Annotated in this window: 18 protein-coding genes; 9 read left to right on the top strand and 9 right to left on the bottom strand. The window is 73.4% G+C overall.

Features of this window, described 5'->3' with window-relative positions:
- Positions 1-4: 4 nt before the first annotated feature.
- Entirely contained in the window at positions 5-301 is a 297-nt protein-coding gene (clpS, locus tag ABTW95_RS01280; RefSeq protein WP_131875481.1) for an ATP-dependent Clp protease adapter ClpS, read from the bottom strand.
- A gap of 129 nt (positions 302-430) precedes the next feature.
- Between clpS and ABTW95_RS01275 the strand changes: the two genes are divergently transcribed.
- The 4 genes from ABTW95_RS01275 to ABTW95_RS01260 all read left to right on the top strand — a co-directional run bounded on the left by ABTW95_RS01275 (position 431) and on the right by ABTW95_RS01260 (position 3,299).
- On the top strand, positions 431-1,783 hold the full coding sequence (locus ABTW95_RS01275) for a nicotinate phosphoribosyltransferase (protein ID WP_396451673.1): 1,353 nt from the start codon (positions 431-433) through the stop codon (positions 1,781-1,783).
- A 70-nt stretch (positions 1,784-1,853) separates the two neighbouring features.
- Positions 1,854-2,435 carry an isochorismatase family protein gene (locus ABTW95_RS01270; protein ID WP_396451672.1) on the top strand — a complete coding sequence of 194 codons (582 nt, stop codon included), beginning with the start codon at positions 1,854-1,856 and terminating at the stop codon, positions 2,433-2,435.
- A gap of 2 nt (positions 2,436-2,437) precedes the next feature.
- A complete protein-coding gene (locus ABTW95_RS01265; RefSeq protein WP_396451670.1) occupies positions 2,438-2,962 on the top strand; it encodes a gluconokinase in 525 nt (174 codons plus the stop codon).
- 115 nt (positions 2,963-3,077) lie between these two features.
- Positions 3,078-3,299, top strand: a complete 222-nt coding sequence (locus tag ABTW95_RS01260) for a hypothetical protein (protein ID WP_396451668.1) — start codon at positions 3,078-3,080, stop codon at positions 3,297-3,299.
- Between the two features lie 31 nt (positions 3,300-3,330).
- Here ABTW95_RS01260 and ABTW95_RS01255 read toward each other — a convergent pair whose 3' ends face one another.
- The 4 genes from ABTW95_RS01255 to ABTW95_RS01240 form a co-directional block, all read right to left on the bottom strand.
- Positions 3,331-5,073 carry a DEAD/DEAH box helicase gene (locus tag ABTW95_RS01255; RefSeq protein ID WP_396451694.1) on the bottom strand — a complete coding sequence of 581 codons (1,743 nt, stop codon included), beginning with the start codon at positions 5,071-5,073 and terminating at the stop codon, positions 3,331-3,333.
- Between the two features lie 36 nt (positions 5,074-5,109).
- Entirely contained in the window at positions 5,110-6,093 is a 984-nt protein-coding gene (locus tag ABTW95_RS01250) for a zinc metalloprotease (RefSeq protein ID WP_396451666.1), read from the bottom strand.
- 153 nt (positions 6,094-6,246) lie between these two features.
- The gene (locus ABTW95_RS01245; RefSeq protein ID WP_396451665.1) at positions 6,247-6,516 is read right to left on the bottom strand and encodes a DUF3039 domain-containing protein; all 270 of its coding nucleotides are present in this window, start codon (positions 6,514-6,516) and stop codon (positions 6,247-6,249) included.
- 9 nt (positions 6,517-6,525) lie between these two features.
- Positions 6,526-7,101, bottom strand: coding sequence for a YqgE/AlgH family protein (locus tag ABTW95_RS01240; RefSeq protein ID WP_396451663.1), 576 nt, complete (start codon positions 7,099-7,101; stop codon positions 6,526-6,528).
- Positions 7,102-7,261: 160 nt separating this feature from the next.
- Between ABTW95_RS01240 and ABTW95_RS01235 the strand changes: the two genes are divergently transcribed.
- On the top strand, positions 7,262-7,879 hold the full coding sequence (locus ABTW95_RS01235) for a hypothetical protein (protein ID WP_500223537.1): 618 nt from the start codon (positions 7,262-7,264) through the stop codon (positions 7,877-7,879).
- Between the two features lie 28 nt (positions 7,880-7,907).
- On the opposite strand, the gene ABTW95_RS01230 is transcribed toward ABTW95_RS01235, so the two are convergent.
- A complete protein-coding gene (locus tag ABTW95_RS01230) occupies positions 7,908-9,311 on the bottom strand; it encodes an NAD-dependent malic enzyme (RefSeq protein WP_396451660.1) in 1,404 nt (467 codons plus the stop codon).
- A gap of 449 nt (positions 9,312-9,760) precedes the next feature.
- Positions 9,761-10,690, bottom strand: a complete 930-nt coding sequence (locus ABTW95_RS01225) for a tetratricopeptide repeat protein (protein ID WP_500223535.1) — start codon at positions 10,688-10,690, stop codon at positions 9,761-9,763.
- 404 nt (positions 10,691-11,094) lie between these two features.
- On the opposite strand from ABTW95_RS01225, the gene ABTW95_RS01220 reads away from it, so the two are divergent.
- Positions 11,095-12,021 (top strand): ATP-binding cassette domain-containing protein, encoded by a 927-nt coding sequence (locus ABTW95_RS01220; protein ID WP_500223882.1) that lies wholly within the window; start codon positions 11,095-11,097, stop codon positions 12,019-12,021.
- Entirely contained in the window at positions 12,014-13,342 is a 1,329-nt protein-coding gene (locus tag ABTW95_RS01215; RefSeq protein ID WP_500223533.1) for a hypothetical protein, read from the top strand. The genes ABTW95_RS01220 and ABTW95_RS01215 overlap by 8 nt, the downstream gene beginning before the upstream one ends.
- A gap of 79 nt (positions 13,343-13,421) precedes the next feature.
- Here ABTW95_RS01215 and ABTW95_RS01210 read toward each other — a convergent pair whose 3' ends face one another.
- Positions 13,422-13,730: a DUF3817 domain-containing protein gene (locus ABTW95_RS01210; protein ID WP_396454951.1), complete on the bottom strand. Its 309-nt coding sequence runs from the start codon at positions 13,728-13,730 to the stop codon at positions 13,422-13,424.
- A gap of 132 nt (positions 13,731-13,862) precedes the next feature.
- Between ABTW95_RS01210 and ABTW95_RS01205 the strand changes: the two genes are divergently transcribed.
- Positions 13,863-14,567, top strand: coding sequence for a DUF4230 domain-containing protein (locus ABTW95_RS01205; RefSeq protein ID WP_500223531.1), 705 nt, complete (start codon positions 13,863-13,865; stop codon positions 14,565-14,567).
- Positions 14,568-14,570: 3 nt separating this feature from the next.
- On the opposite strand, the gene ABTW95_RS01200 is transcribed toward ABTW95_RS01205, so the two are convergent.
- On the bottom strand, positions 14,571-15,761 hold the full coding sequence (locus tag ABTW95_RS01200) for an acetyl-CoA C-acetyltransferase (protein ID WP_396452053.1): 1,191 nt from the start codon (positions 15,759-15,761) through the stop codon (positions 14,571-14,573).
- Between the two features lie 107 nt (positions 15,762-15,868).
- Between ABTW95_RS01200 and mce the strand changes: the two genes are divergently transcribed.
- Positions 15,869-16,303, top strand: a complete 435-nt coding sequence (mce, locus tag ABTW95_RS01195) for a methylmalonyl-CoA epimerase (protein WP_396452055.1) — start codon at positions 15,869-15,871, stop codon at positions 16,301-16,303.
- The last annotated feature ends 45 nt before the right edge of the window (positions 16,304-16,348 follow it).

Here is a 16,348-nt window from a genome sequence, read left to right as displayed (position 1 = left end):
CGGCTCAGTCGTCCCGTTTCACGGTCGCCCACAGCCCGTACGAGTGCAGGATCTCCACGTCCCGTTCCATCTCCTCGCGGGTGCCGTTCGCCACGACTGCGCGGCCCTTGTGGTGGACGTCGAGCATCAGCTTCTCGGCCTTGGTCTTCGGGTACCCGAACACTGCCTGGAACACGTACGTGACGTACGACATCAGGTTGATCGGGTCGTTCCAGACGATCGCCAGCCAGGGCCGGTCGGCGCTCACGTCCTCCTCGGCATCCGGCCGTTCCAGCTCGACCGGTGCGGGCGCCGTGCTCATGGCGCTCATGACCGGGTAGCCCCCTCTCTTCGCGCACTCTCCTTCGTCCGCGAATGCTCGCGCTGTCGTTCGCCCCCCAACCCGATGCTATGCGCCACTCCCCCGCCGGGTGGGCGGGCCCGCACATTCATGGTGCCCGCAGTCGGGCTTAAGGTGCCACTTGTGGACCTTGGTGACGGCACCGCACTGCTGACCGACCAGTACGAGCTGACCATGCTGCAGGCCGCGCTGCGCAGCGGCACCGCCGGCCGCCGCGCGGTGTTCGAGGTCTTCGCGCGGAGCCTGCCGCCCGGGCGCCGCTACGGGGTCGTCGCGGGCGTCGGGCGGCTCCTGGACGCCATCGAGGCGTTCCGGTTCGAGGCCGCCGAGCTGGACTTCCTCACCTCCAACGGCATCGTGGACGAGCCCACGGCGCAGTGGCTGGAGAAGTACCGCTTCACGGGGAACGTCTGGGGCTACGCCGAAGGCGAGTGCTACTTCCCCGAGTCGCCGATCCTGGCCGTCGAGGGGACGTTCGGGGAAGCGGTCCTGCTCGAGACGCTCGTGCTGTCGATCCTCAACCACGACTGCGCGATCGCGTCGGCCGCGTCCCGGATGGTGCAGGCCGCGCAGGGCCGCCCGATCATCGAGATGGGGTCGCGGCGCACCCACGAGCGCGCCGCCGTCGCCGCCGCCCGCGCCGCCTACATCGCCGGGTTCACCACCACGTCCAACCTGGAGGCGGGCCGGCTGTACGGCGTGCCGACGGCCGGGACGAGCGCGCACTCCTTCACCCTGCTGCACGACGGCGAGCGGCACGCGTTCGAGGCGCAGCTCGCCTCGCTCGGGGACGGCACGACCCTCCTGATCGACACCTACGACGTGGAACGGGCCGTCCGCACGGCGGTCGAGCTCGCCGGGCCGTCCCTCGGCGCCGTCCGCATCGACAGCGGCGACCTCGGCGTGATGGCGCGCCGGGTCCGCGACCAGCTCGACTCCCTCGGCGCGCGCGACACGCGCATCGTGGTGACCGGCGACCTGGACGAGTTCGGCATCGCCGCCCTGGCCGCCGCCCCCGTGGACGGCTACGGGGTGGGAACGTCCCTCGTCACGGGCTCGGGCGCGCCCACCGCGTCCCTCGTCTACAAGCTGGTCGCCCGCTCGGACGGCCCCGAGGACGACGCGCCCATGCGGCCGGTCGCGAAACGCTCGGCGGGCAAGCCGAGCCGGGGCGGGCGCAAGACGGCCGTCCGCCGCGTCGACGGGCACGGCGTCGCCTACGCCGAGACGGTCTTCACCGGAGCGCCGGCGCCCGGCCCCCGCGACCGCCCCCTGCACGTCCCCCTCGTGCGGGACGGCGAGATCGTCGGACGCGAGCCGCTCGAGAAGGCCAGGGAGCGCCACGCCCGCTCGATCTCGGAGCTGCCGCCCACCGCGATCCAGCTGTCCAAGGGCGAGCCGGCCGTCCCCACCGAATTCGTCACCGGCGGCCCCCGCCCGTGACGCGGTATCCGCGCGGGCCTGGGGTACGGTCGATGGTGATCCGGCGGGGCAACCGGTACAGGGAGCGGTCATGGGCAAGAAGGCTCTGATCATCGTGGACGTGCAGAACGACTTCTGCGAGGGCGGCTCGCTGGCGGTCGGCGGCGGCGCCGACGTGGCGGCCGCCATCTCCGACTACGTGGCCGGGCACCGGTCCGACTACGCGCACATCGTCGCGACCCGCGACTTCCATCTCGACCCGGGCGACCATTTCTCCGACGAACCCGACTTCGTCGACTCGTGGCCGCCGCACTGCGTGATCGGCACGCCGGGCGCCGACTTCCATCCCAACCTGGCCCTCGCCCCCATCGAGGCGGTCTTCAGCAAGGGCCGCGAGGAGGCCGCCTACAGCGGCTTCGAGGGGGTCTCCGACGACGGGACGCCGCTCGCCGACTGGCTGGCCGCCCGCGGCGTCGACGCCGTCGACATCGTCGGCATCGCCACCGACCACTGCGTCCGCGCCACCGCCGTCGACGCCGCCCGCGCGGGCCTGCGCACGAACGTCCTGCTCGACCTCACCGCGGGCGTCAGCAAGGCGACCGTCGACCGCGCGCTCGACGAGCTGCGCGCCGAGGGCGTCACGCTGTCCGGCGCGCCGGTGGTGAACGCCTGACCATGCCGAATCCCCCCACGGTCATCCTGGTCGCCGGCGTGTCCGGCAGCGGCAAGACCACCATCGGCACCCTCCTCGCCGAGCGCCTCGGCTGGGACTACGCCGAGGCCGACTCCTTCCACTCCGAGGCCAACATCGCGAAGATGCGCTCCGGACACCCCCTCACCGACGCCGACCGCCTGCCGTGGCTCCGCTCCATCTCCGCATGGATCACCGAGCGCCTCACCACCGGCCGTCCCGGCGTCGTCACCTGCTCGGCGCTGAAGCGCAAGTACCGCGACCTGCTGGCCGGCGGCAAACCCGAGGTGGCCATGGTCCTCCTGGACGGCGACCGCGACCTCATCGCCGCCCGCATGAAGGCGCGCAAGGGCCACTTCTTCAAGGCGACGCTCCTCGACACCCAGTTCGCCGACCTGGAGCCCCCGGCCCCCGACGAGGACGTCCTTCTCGCCCCCATCACCGGCACCCCCGAGGAAACGGTCACCTACATCATCAAGGCCCTGAACCCGACCCCGGTCGCTCACTGACCCGAAAGACCCCCGCGACCGGCGGGCACCACGCCGACCGGCGCATCGGCCCGGGCACCGGTCCGCCGGGTGACCCGCCGGCTCCCCGGTCCGGCCGGGCCTGGAGAATGCTGGAATGGACGGTCAGGACGAGCCGCCGGCCGCGGCGACCCAATGGGAGTACCGCGTCAGCGTCGTGAAGCTGAACCCGGTGGGGGGCGTGCACGCGACCGCTTTGCAGGAGAAGCTCGACAAGGCCGGACGGGCGGGCTGGCAGTGCGCCGGCGTCATCGGGCCCGACCGGCAGGGCGTGTTCAGGGTGATCTTCCAGCGGCCGCGCCGGCCCGGGAGCGGCTGAGGAGCCGGGTGCCGGGGGTCAGTGGCGGGGGTCAGTGGCGGCGCTTGGCGGCCCATTCGCGGATCTTGGCGATGCGCTGCCGGATCTCCTCGGCGCTCGCCTGGGGGACGGGCGGGCCGCCGCAGGAGCGGCGCAGCTCGTTGTGGATGACGCCCTGGGGCTGGCCCGTGCGGTGGTTCCAGGCGTTGACCAGGCCGTTCAGCTCGCGGCGGAGGGCGGCCAGGTCCTCGGCGGCGGTGCGGTCGGCGCGGGGGTCGCCCGTCTTGCGCTTCCGCGCGCTGGCCAGCTGGGCGGCCTGCCGCTTGCGGAGCAGGGCCGAGACCTGCTCGGGCTCCAGGAGGCCGGGGATGCCCAGGTACTCCTCTTCTTCGGCGGAGCCCGGCTGGGCGTGCGTGCCGAACTCGCCGCCGTCGTAGAGCACGCGGTCGAACGTCGCGGAGGCTTCGACCGTCTCGAAGGGAAGCTCCTCGCCCACGTCCGGGGTGTCCTGCTTGCGGTTGGCCTCGGCGAGGAGCTCGTCGTCGAGGCCGTCCTCGCGGACGGGGCGGTCGAGGACGTGGTCGCGCTCCTCCTCCATCTCCGAGGCGTGGCTCATCAGGGCGGGCACGGACGGCAGGAAGACCGACGCCGTCTCGCCCCGCTTGCGGGCGCGGACGAAGCGGCCGATGGCCTGGGCGAAGAACAGCGGCGTGCTGGTCGAGGTGGCGTACACGCCCACGCAGAGGCGCGGGATGTCGACGCCCTCGGAGACCATCCGGACCGCCACCATCCAGCGGTCGTCGGTGTCGGCGAACGCCTTGATCTTCTTGGACGCGGTCGGGTCGTCCGACAGGACGACCGTGGCGCTCTGCCCGGTGACCGCCTTCAGCATCCCGGCGTAGGCGCGGGCGGTCTCGTGGTCGGTCGCGATGACCAGGCCGCCCGCGTCCGGGATCGCGCGGCGCAGCTCGCTGAGGCGGCGGTCGGCGGCGGCCAGGACCTGCCTGATCCAGTCGCCCTTCGGGTCGAGCGCGGCGCGCCACGCCTGGGCGGTCTGGTCCTGGGTGAGCGGCTCGCCGAGGGTCGCGGTGATCTCGTCGCCCGCGCGGGTGCGCCAGCGCATCTCGCCCGCGTAGGCCAGGAAGATCACCGGGCGGACGACGCCGTCGGCGAGGGCCGGGCCGTAGCCGTAGGTGTAGTCCGCCCGGCTGCGGCGGACGCCGTCCGGGCCCTCCTCGTACTGGACGAACGGGATCGGGTTGATGTCGGTGCGGAACGGGGTGCCCGACAGCGCCAGGCGGCGGGTCGCCGGCTCGAACGCCTCGCGGACCGCGTCGCCCCACGACAGCCCGTCGCCCGCGTGGTGCACCTCGTCGAAGACGACGAGGTGCTTGCGCGACTCGGTGCGGTTGCGGTGCAGGGCGGGCCGCGCCGCGACCGTGGCGTAGGTGACGGCGACGCCGTGGAAGTCCTTGCCGATGGGGCCGTCGCTGTTCTGCCACTCCGGATCGATCCTGATGCCGACGCGGGCGGCGGACTCGGCCCACTGCCGCTTGAGGTGCTCGGTCGGGCACACGATCGTGATCGCCTGCACGATGCGCCGCTCCATCAGCTCTCGGGCGAGGCGCAGCGCGAACGTCGTCTTGCCGGCGCCGGGCGTCGCGACGGCGAGGAAGTCGCGCGGGCCCGGCCGGGAGCCGTCCGCCCCGAAGTAAGCCTCCAGCGCCTGCTGCTGCCATGCGCGCAGGGACGACGCCGTCCCCCAGGCGGCCCTTTCGGGGAACGCGGGGGGCATGCTCGATGCGGCGAAGGTGCTCACGGTCATCGAAGGCTACCGAGCCGCACCGACACTTCGTGCCCCGGCGGCCCCGGCTGTGCCCGGATCCACACGGTGGCGGCCGTGCCGCCCGGCCCGGTAGGCCGCCCACGCCGCCCGGACGCGGCGGCCCTGACCTGCGGTGAAGGCGTTCATGCAGGCGTCGTGGGCGTAGTCCATGAAGTTGTGGACCGGATCCCGGCCGCGCTGCGGGCAGGTGTCGCGCGAGTGCGGGCAGCCCTGCGCCGGCTCCGCCTCGTAGGGGGTGTCGGCCACCCCGTCGCCCGGCGGGACGCAGCCGCCCTCGAACGTGTGCAGCAGGCCCAGCCAGTGCCCGATCTCGTGGACGGCCGTGTACCCGCGGCTGAACGGCCCGTACGAGCCGCCCGGCAGGCTGCGGAAGTCGATGACGACGCCGTCCATGCGCGGGTCGCGCTTGTACCACTGCGGGAACGTGGAGAAGCCCAGGACGTCCGACCCGACGGCGGCCGTGTAGACGTTGAGCGTGCCGCGGCCGCCCTTGCGCAGCCGCTTCTTCATCGGGCGCTCGTACCGCTCCGGGGCGTGGAACCACGCCGCGTTGTCCGTGCGGTCGTAGCCGGCCAGCCGGAACCGCACCCGGGTGTCGACTCCGCCCTTCTTGCCCCCGTACGCGGCGTTCAGCGTGGAGATCTGCCACTGGACGGCCCGCTTCGGCAGCAGCCCGCTCCGCCCGCTGTGGACGACGTGGAACCGCACCGGCACGACCAGGTTCCGCGCCATCCGGCGGGAGGCGTCGAGGCGCCGCTCGTCGGACGTCCCGAACCGGTCGAGGAGCGTGCGGCGCAGGTCGGCGAGCATGCCGACGACCTGGTCGCGGCCGAGGTCGGCGCGGTCGCGCGGCCGGGCCGCGCGGGCGTTCGAGCGATGGACGCACCCGTCGTCCTCCGCGCCGGACGGGGCGGCGCGGACCCGCGTCCGCTCACCCGCCGCAGTCGGAACGGCGCACACCGTGACCATCAGTGCGCATAGTGAAACCCCGGCCAGCCGCCGCATTCATCCCCCGTATGTCAGAAGTCCGTAATCGCAGGTCCCGCGGCACCCCCCGCCGCGGGACCCGGAAGCGCGCAGCACGAAATGGCGGCGCGCCGTCCGCCGCGTGTCAGCGGCGGGTCACTCGCCGCCCTTGTCGCCCTCGCCGCCCGGCTTCATGGACTCGTAGATCTCCTTGCACTGCGGGCAGACGGGGTACTTCTTCGGATCCCGGTTGGGCACCCAGACCTTGCCGCACAGCGCGATCACCGGCGTGCCGGTCACCGCGCTCTCGGTGATCTTGGCCTTCTTCACGTAGTGGGCGAACCGCTCGTGGTCGCCGTCACCGTGCGAGAGGTCCGGCCGGACGTCCTGCTGGGTGTCGCTCTCAGGAAGGATCTTCGTGCTCACGTATTCACCTTAGTTCAGCGTGGGGTCGTCGGGGAAAGTGGAGACGAACGCCAGATCACCGCCCTGCCTGCGCAGAACGTCCTGCCACAGCCGCTCGGGGTCGGCGGCGAAGACGTCCCCGGCCTCGGCGGGCACCAGGTACCACGAGCCGTCCTCGATCTCGCCGCGCAGCTGCCCCGCCGACCAGCCCGCGTACCCGGCGAACACGCGCAGCTGCAGCAGCTCCGCGGCCAGCAGCCCGGGCGGGGCCTCCAGGTCGACGACCCCGACCCGCGCGACCTCGGCGCCGCCGTTGAGGGCCCGCCAGCCGAGCGGCTCCTCCTCGCCGGGGAGGCGGGCCAGCGCGAGCGGATGCTCCAGCGCGACGGGGCCGCCCTGGAAGACCACGGCGGGGCCGGTGGCGAGCTCGCCCCACGGCGGGAGCACACGGTCCACGGGAACTTCGGTCGGCCGGTTCAGGACGACGCCCAGCGTGCCTCCGGCGCTGTCGTGCTCGACCAGCAAGACGACGCTCCGCCTGAAGTTCGGGTCCTCCAGTTGAGGGGTCGCCACCAGCAGGAGCCCCACCCTGATGCCGTCTTCCATGGGTTCCATCATGCGTTGCGCGGACCTCCGGCGGCACGTCTCCCCGCTCGTTAGCCTGTTACGCATTCCTATCGATGGGGATATCGGCACCACAAGGTCCTGGGTTAAGAATGATCTAGGATCATCGGCCATCCGCTTGGTGCGCGCCGGGAGGACAGCGATGCAGTTGCCCAGGGTCGTCATCGCCGCCGTGTTCGTCGTGATCGCGGCGCTGCTCGCGATCCCGGCGCTGTTCAAGTCGGACGGCAAGGCCGAGCCGGCGTCGTCCTCGGCGACCACGTCCGCGAGCCCGTCCGCGCCGGCCACCGGGTCCGGGACGCCGAAGCCGCCCGCGCAGGCGGTGACCGCGAGCATCGGCTCGGTCTCCTGCCCCGACCGCACCGTCCACGTCAGGATCCGCAACACCGGGACCCGGACCGAGGACTTCTCCATCGAGCGGGACGACGGCGGCTCCGCGATCCCCGGCAAGATCCCCCCGAACAACACCCGGACGGTCCCGGTCGAGCTGCGCGAGGACCGCCGCACCGAGCTCTCCGTCACCTGGGCGAACAAGGAGATCGTGGCCAAGACGGTGCGGGCGAACTGCAAGAAGGCGGGCGCCGGGGCGCCGACGGAGACGCCGCCCGGCAACCTGCCGCACACCGGTCCCGACACCGTCCTGTGGGCGCGCGCCGCGACCGGCGCCGCCATCCTGCTCACCGGCGCGATCATCTTCTGGTACGGCGGCATCTGGCCCCGCCGCCGCGAGAAGATGTTCGCGGGCAAGGAATCCGACTAGGCGCCCCCGGCAGGGCGACCCCCGGGGGTCACGCCTCCGTGCGGGGGCGACCGCCGGCGGCCTCGCGGACGGCGCCGGCGACGCGGCTCGCCACGTCCGGGTGGAAGACGCTCGGGATGATGTAGTTCGGGCCGATCTCCTCCGGCGTGACGACCCCGGCCAGCGCCGCGGCCGCGGCCGCCAGCATGTCGAGCGTGACGACGTCGGCCTGCGCGTCCAGCAGGCCGCGGAAGACGCCGGGGAACGCCAGCACGTTGTTGATCTGGTTGGGGTAGTCGCTGCGGCCGGTCGCGACGACGGCGGCGTGCTCGCGGGCCTCGTCCGGGTCGACCTCGGGCTCGGGGTTGGCGAGCGCGAACACGATCGCGCCGTCGTTCATCGTCGCGATGTCGTCGCCGTTCAGGATGCCGGGAGCGGAGACGCCGATGAACACGTCGGCGTCCTTGACCGCGCCGCGCAGGTCGCTCGTGTAGCCGGACGCGTTGGTGTGCTCGGCGATCCAGCGCAGCGAGTCGTCGAGGTCGTCGCGGCCCTTGTGGACGGCGCCGCGGTAGTCGCACACGACGAGGTCGCGGGCGCCCGCGTGGATCAGCAGCTTGAGGATGGCGCTGCCGGCGGCGCCCGCGCCCGCCATCGTGATGCGGACCGAGCCGATGTCCTTGCCGACGACGCGCAGCGCGTTGGTCAGCGCGGCCAGCACGCAGATCGCCGTGCCGTGCTGGTCGTCGTGGAAGACCGGGATGTCGAGCAGTTCGCGCAGCCGCCGCTCGACCTCGAAGCAGCGCGGCGCGGAGATGTCCTCCAGGTTGATGCCGCCGAACGCGGGCGCGAGGATCTGCACCGTCCGGACGATCTCGTCGGTGTCCTGGGTGTCGAGGCAGATCGGCCACGCGTCGATCCCGGCGAACCGTTTGAACAGCGCCGCCTTGCCCTCCATGACGGGCAGCGCCGCCTCCGGGCCGATGTTGCCGAGGCCGAGCACCGCCGACCCGTCGGTGACGACGGCGACGCTGTTGCGCTTTATGGTCAGCCGGCGGACGTCCTCGGGGTTGCGCGCGATGGCGAGGGAGACGCGGGCGACGCCCGGCGTGTAGGCCATCGACAGCTCGTCGCGGTTGCGCAGCGGCACCTTCGACTGCATCTCGATCTTGCCGCCGAGGTGCATCAGGAAGGTCCGGTCGCTGACCTTGTGGATCTTGACGGACTCGATGCCCTCCAGCGCCCCGGCGATCGCCTCGGCGTGCTGGGTGTCGCGGGTCGCGATCGTCACGTCGATGCGCAGCGTTTCGTGGCCGGCGGTGTTGACGTCGAGCGCGGTGACGATGCCGCCGGCGTTCTCGACCACGTGGGTGATCTGGCTGACGGCCTTGCCGCCGGCCGGGACCTCCAGCCGGACGGTGATGGAGTACGACACGCTCGGCACGCTCGCCACGACGACTGCTCCCTTGTTGCTCCGGGTTGTTCTCGTCCCGCGCGCGCCGCCCGTGGACCGGCACGGTGCGTCCGGGGGCCGCGGCCCGGGTGCGGTCCCCGCGACTCAGAAAGCCCGCGCCTGTGCGGCGGTCGTTCGACCGCCGCGGGCGCGGGCGGCCTCATGACGTCGGTCACGAGGTTGCGGAGCCGCGGATCGGCGGGGGCGGCCGCGTGTCAGTGCTGCATCGCGTCAGTGCTGCATGCGGACCGTCCGGGCACGGTCATCGCTCCGAGCATACGCGCAACACCGCGGCCGGGTGCCCTGATCGCCCCGGCTCGTTCGCCTTCCGCCGGCGCGGGGCCGGCGGAAGGCCGGGGGCCGCCCGGAGGGTCGGGGCGTCCGGGGCGCGACGGAACCGCGCCGGTCGAGCCGGGCGGGCCGGAACTGGGCGGGTGGAACAGGGCGGGTCAGAACAGGGCGGACTGCAGGCCGCGGCGGGCCTTGCCGACGCGCGGGTCGTCCGGCGGCAGCAGCTCGAACAGCGACAGCAGGTGTTTGCGCGCCGCGTCGCGGTCGTCGCCCGCGCTGCCGCGCACCGCGGCCAGCAGCCGGTCGAACGCCTCCTCGATGCGGCCGGACACCATCTCCACGTCGGACGCGCTGATCTGCGCCTGGACGTCGCCGGGCTTGTCGGCGGCCTCCTGGAGGACGCTCTCGGCGTCCAGCGAGCCGACGCGCATGCTCAGCTCGACGAGCGCGAGGCCCTGCTTGGCCTGGCCGTCCCGCGGGTTGTCGGCGAGGAGGCGCTCGAACGCGGCCTTGGCGGCGGGCAGGTCGCCGCGCTGCAGCGCGGCCTCCGCCTCGGCGTGCGCCGGGTTCGCGGCGGGCCCGGCGTCGCCGGCGGCCTGCTCGCCCTCGGGCGCCTCCGGCAGGATGCCCTCCTTGCGCAGCGCCTCGAAGAGCTGGTCGATGGCCTGCCGGACCTGCGGCTCGGGCGCGGCGCCGTTCAGGAACGGCAGCAGCTGGCCGGCGACGACCGCCGCGACGAACGGGATGCCGCGCACGCCCATCTGCTGCATGTACGCGGCGAGCTGCGGGTTCGCGTCGATGTCGACCTTCGCGAGCACCCACTTGCCGGCCGCCTCGGCGGCGAGCTTCTCCAGGATGGGGCCGAGCTGCTTGCACGGCCCGCACCACTCCGCCCAGAAGTCCACGAGGACGGGCACGGACTGCGACCGCTCCACGACCTCGGTGTTGAAGGTCTGGTCGGTGATGTCGACGACGTACTGGCCGGCGGCGCCCCCCGCGCCCGCCGGCGCGCCGCCGCCCTGGGCGCGGCGTTCCTGCTGCTTCCTTGTGGCCGCCTGGCGCGCCCCCAGGTCGATGGCCCCGTGCAACGAAAAGTCCCGAGAAGGCATGGGTCCATCCTGCCCCATGACCGCACCGGGCCGTGCGCCCGTCCGCTCCCAGCGGAGCGCGCCGCCCGCGCCGGACGTCCGACACATCCCTGTTCGGTATGCAAACGGGGAATTGTCGACCATTATCGAATTCTCCGCTCCGGCGCCGCGGGCAAAGAATCCAGGCGGGCTGCCGTAAAGGCAAAAAGATTGCTGACAGCCATCACCAAGCCCGGTTATAGTCACGATGTCGATGCATCGCGGCCGGGCAAAAGCGGGCACCGCGTGGCGGGTTGGGGGACCCGTGGCCACCGGAGCGCCCGCGGCCGGCGCCGCGACCGCATGACGAGCAACGGGGGGAAACACTTGTGATCGCGGAGCATTCCGTGATCGTGGCCCGAGGAATGGGTGTCCGCCGCGGGGGGCGGTGGCTCCTGCGCCCGGTGACCTTCGGCGTGCCCGAAGGCGTGGTCGGCCTGGCCGGTCCACCTGGTGCCGGTAAATCCACTCTGCTGGCCACGTTCGCGACCTTGCGCAGGCCGAATGCCGGCCTGCTGCGCATTCTCGGACACGACATATCGAGCGCCGCCGGGCTGCGGGCCGCGCGGGCCGGGATCGGCTACCTGCCGGCCCGGTTCTCCCGCGCCGAGAACATGACGGCCGGCGAGTTCGTCGCGTACGCGGCGTACTACAAGCGGCGGAGCGCGTCCGCCGCGCGCGCCATGCTGAAGCGGCTCGACCTCGCCGACGCCGCCGGCACGGAGCTGGCGCTGCTGCCGCCTGAGGTGCGGCTGCGCGCGGGCCTCGCCGCCGCCTGCGTCCACGAGCCGCGCGCGGTGCTGCTGGACGACCCGTTCGGCGAGCTGTGCGCCGCCGCCGAGCCGTGGCCGACCGGCGCCGCCGGTCCGGGCGGGTCCGCGCTGACCTCCGCGATGGCCGAGCTCGTCCCGGTGCTGCGCGCGCTGGCGCCGGCGGTGGTCGTCACCGCCGACGCCACCGGGACGCTCACCGGCTGGTGCGACCGCCTGTTCACGCTGGCCCGCGGCCGGCTGACCGAGCAGCCCACGCACTCGTCCGCCGCGCGCCGCGGCCGCTCCGCCGCCGACCGCCGCGGCGGCGCCCTCGACCGGCAGGGGATCGACGCGCTCGACCGGCCGGACGACGGCGCGCCCGCCCCCGCCCCGCAGGGGGCCGGCGTCCCCGGCCCGCAGCGCGTCGACGCGCTGGAGCGGCGCGGCGACGGCGCGGCGGGCCGGCGCCGCGGCGGGCGGCCCGCGCGGCGGGCGCTGCCGCGGCTCCCGCTGCCCGCCGGGAGCGCCACCGGTGTCTGACCTCGGGCGGGTGCTCCGGCTGGACGCCCGCCGCACGGCGCTGCTGGTCGCGGTGCCGGTCCTCACCGCGGTCGGGACGGCGGCGGCGCTCCCGGGGCTCTGCCTGTCCGCCGCGTACTGGGACAACACGGTCGTCGCGCTGGTCAACGCCGTCCGCTTCCTCGGGCCCGTCGCCGCCGCGCTGGCGGCGTGGGCGGCGGTGCGCGAGCGCCCGCTCGACTACCTGCGCGACCTCACCGCGCGCTCACCGGCCACGGGCGCGCTGCTCGACCTCCTGCTGCTGTCCTCCGCGGCCCTGGTCTCCTACACCGCGGTCACGGCGCTCGTCGTCGCCGTCACGCTGGCGCAGGCGGAGGCCGGGCACCCGCACCCCCTCGGCGTGATCGCGGGCGCGGGCGCGCTCGTCCTGCACGTCGTCGTCGGCTACCTGACGGGACGCGTCGTCCCGCACCGCGCGACGGCGGCCCTGGCGTTCGGCGCGACGGCGATGTGGGCGGCGCTGCGCATCCCGGGCGTGTCGTGGTGGAGCCTCCTGCCCCCGGCCGCCTTCCCCCGCATCGACCTGTTCACCACCCTGCGCCCCCGCGTGTTCGCCGACCAGGCCGCCTGGACGGCGGGGCTGACGGCCGCGCTGATCCTCGGCTACGTCCTGTGGGCGACGCGGCGGTTCCTGCTCGTCCTGCCGCTGGCCGCCGCGCTGGCCGCGACCGGCGCGGCCACGCTCGGCCTCCAGGGGTCGGACCCCGCGGCGGTCCGCGCCGCGCCCGCGCCGCAAGCGTGCCGGCATTGGCCGGTGACCGTCTGCGTGCATCCCGCGCTGCGCGACGCGCTGCCCCGGCTGATGGCGGCGGTCGTCCCGCTCGCGGCGCGGCTGAACGGCACGCCCGGCGAGTTCACGCAGGTGCGGCAGCGTCCCGGCTGGGCGCCGGTCTCGGTCGCGGACGGCGTGGCCTTCGTCCATCTCGACGAGGACCTCTCCCCCGGATACGCGGCGCGGGCCGCCCGGCAGATCAGCAGGGCGCTCAAGGACCCGCGCGCCTGCGCCGCCGGCTCCTCCGCCGGCTCCTCCGGCGGCTACCCGGCGCTGGTCGACGCCTGGCTGCTGGACGACGAACCCCCGTCCATCGCCGACGCCCGCGCGGCCCGCCGGTTCGCATCCTGGACCGAGCGCGGGCGCCGCGCCTGGCTGCGCCGCCACTTCACCCGGTACCGCACCTGCTCCCTCGGCCCCGCCGACTTCCGCCCCGTCCGCGCCGGGAAGCACCGATCGACGAAGCACGCGCGCCGCGGGACCTTCGACAGAACCGCTCCCCCGACATGACGCGGGGCCCCCTGCGCGGCGCGGGTTCCCCTGCGCGGCCGCGGCGGCCACCCCCAACCGCCGCGGCCGCGCAGAAGTCTCAGGCCCGCCCGGCCGGCTGCGCGGCGGGCGCCGCGGGCCGCGCCCAGTGGCGCTCCACGAGCAGCGGGGCCGCCGGCAGAACGGCGGCGCCGAGCGCCAGGACCGTGCGCTTGAGGTCCCAGCCGAGCTCGTCGCGGACGAGGAAGACCAGGCCGACGTAGGCCATGAACAGAACTCCGTGCAGCGGGCCCACCAGCTGGACGCCCACCGGCGCGTCCGCGCCGTACTTCAGCGGCATGGCGACCAGCAGCAGGAGCAGGAACGAGACCGCCTCCGCCACCGAGACGAACCGGAAAACACGAATCATGTCCACGCCGCGTCAACGGCCCGCCCGCGCCCGGGGTTTCGGCCCGCCCTATGGCCTTGATCACATCGCGGTCCACGCCGACCTCACCGAGCCGCCAGGTGTGGGACGGGGATGCCGGGAATGCTCTGGTGCATGGCTCGCTCGGAACCCCGGAACGACGCGCCCCGCAAGCCGTCCCCCGAACGGACCCGCGCCCCGCGCCGCGGCCTGCTCACCCCGGTGCTGCTGGTCGTCGCGACCATCGCGCTGGTGCTCCTGGCGCAGCAGGCGCTGCGCGGCCTGCCGGGCCGGCTGAACCCGTTCGGCACGGAGACGAAGGACCGCAGCGGGCCCGTCCTGCTGAAGTCGATCCGCGACCTGCACCGCTACGAGGCGGCGAGCGGCAGCTTCCAGGTCATCGTCGACCTGGAGAAGGACGCCAAGTTCCTGCCGGGCTCACTGCGCGGCAAGCGGACGCTGTTCGTCGGGAACGGCACCGTCGACGCCTACGTGGACTTCTCCAAGCTCGGCTCGGGGGCCGTGAAGGTCAACGAGGACCGCACGGCCGCCACGGTCACGCTCCCCCGCGCCCAACTGGAGAAGACCAACCTGGACCCGAGGAGCAGCTACGTCTACGCCACCGAGCGCGGCCTCATCGACCGCTTCGGCGACTTCTTCAGCAGCAACCCGAACGACCAGCAGCAGCTCTACGTCCTGGCGTCGCAGAAGATCCAGACCGCCGCCGGGCGGAGCGGGCTGCGGGAACGCGCCGACGCCAACACGAAGTCGATGATGGAGAACATGCTCAAGGCGCTGGGCTTCAAGACGGTGACCGTCCGGCAGCCCAGCGCCCAGTGACCGCTACGCGGTGGGGACGCGCAGGATGAGCGCGTCTCCCTGGCCGCCGCCGCCGCAGAGGCCGGCGGCGCCGGTGCCGCCGCCGCGGCGCTTCAGCTCGTAGGCGAGGTGCAGGGCGATGCGGGCGCCGGACATGCCGACGGGGTGGCCGAGCGCGATGGCGCCGCCGTTGACGTTGACCTTCTCGGGGCCGACGCCGAGGTCGCGCATCGACTGGATGCCGACGGAGGCGAACGCCTCGTTGATCTCGATGAGGTCGAGGTCGTCGACGGTCAGGCCCTCCTTGCCGAGGGCGTGCTTGATGGCGTTGGACGGCTGGGACTGGAGGGAGTTGTCCGGGCCGGCGACGTTGCCGTGCGCGCCGATCTCGGCGAGCCAGGTGAGGCCCAGCTCCTCGGCCTTGGCCTTCGACATCACGACGACGGCCGCGGCGCCGTCGGAGATCTGGGAGGACGAGCCGGCGGTGATCGTGCCGTCCTTGCTGAACGCCGGGCGCAGCCTGGCGAGGCCCTCGACGGTGGTGTCGCCGCGCACGCCCTCGTCCTTGGCGAACACGACCGGGTCGCCCTTGCGCTGCGGGATCTCGACCGGGGCGATCTCGTCGTCGAAGACGCCGTTCTTGATGGCCTCGGCGGCGCGCTGGTGGGAGCGGGCGGCGAACTCGTCCTGCTCCTCGCGGGAGATGCCGAGCCTGGCGTTGTGGCGCTCGGTCGACTCGCCCATGGCGATGCCGTCGTAGGCGTCGGTGAGGGCGTCGTGGGCCATGTGGTCGAGGACCTCGATCGACCCGTACTTGTAGCCGCCGCGCGACTTCGGCAGCAGGTGCGGGGCCTGGGTCATCGACTCCATGCCGCCCGCCACCACGATGTCGAACTCGCCCGCCCGGATCAGCTGGTCGGCGAGCGCGATCGCGTCCAGGCCGGACAGGCACACCTTGTTGATCGTGATCGACGGGACGCTCATCGGGATGCCCGCCTTGACCGCCGCCTGCCGGGACGGGATCTGCCCCGCGCCCGCCTGCAGCACCTGGCCGAGGATCACGTACTGGACCTGGTCGCCGGCCACCCCGGCCCGCTCCAGCGCCGCCCTGACCGCGTGCGCGCCGAGGTCGGCCGCGGAGAAGTCCTTCAGCGAGCCCATCAGGCGTCCGATGGGGGTGCGCGCGCCGGCGACGATCACGGACGTAGCGGTCATGTGGGGGCCCTCCAGGTGGTGCTGCGGCGACGTTTGCCACCATACCCAGGGGAACGCCGTCCGGTTCCGTTCGCCCCCGCCTGGCCGCCCTAGTAGGGAGAAAGCCCATGCTGACCCGTATCGACCACATCGGCATCGCCTGTCACGACCTGGACGCGACCGTCGAGTTCTACAAGGCGACCTACGGCTTCACCGACGCGCACTTCGAGGTGAACGAGGAGCAGGGCGTCCGGGAGTGCATGCTCAAGATCAACGACACCGGGGACGGGGCGGCGAGCTACCTCCAGCTGATCGAGCCGATCCGGGAGGACTCGGCGGTCGCCAAGTGGCTGGCGAAGAACGGCGAGGGCGTCCACCACATCGCGTTCGGCACGGACGGGACCGTCGCCGACGAGGCGGCCGGCATCGCGGGCAGGGGCGTGCGGGTGCTGTACGACGCGCCGCGCAACGGATCCATGGGATCTTTGATCAACTTTTTGCACCCCAAGGACTGCCACGGCGTGCTGACCGAGCTCGTGCAGAAGCGGCCGGACGCTGGATGATCTTGCGGGCCGGGCGCGGCGTACGCGCGACCGGATCGTGACGTG

It is taken from the genome of Spirillospora sp. NPDC127506, assembly GCF_040302145.1.
Lineage (GTDB): Bacteria > Actinomycetota > Actinomycetes > Streptosporangiales > Streptosporangiaceae > Spirillospora.
This window is presented reverse-complemented; position numbering and strand designations above follow the sequence as displayed.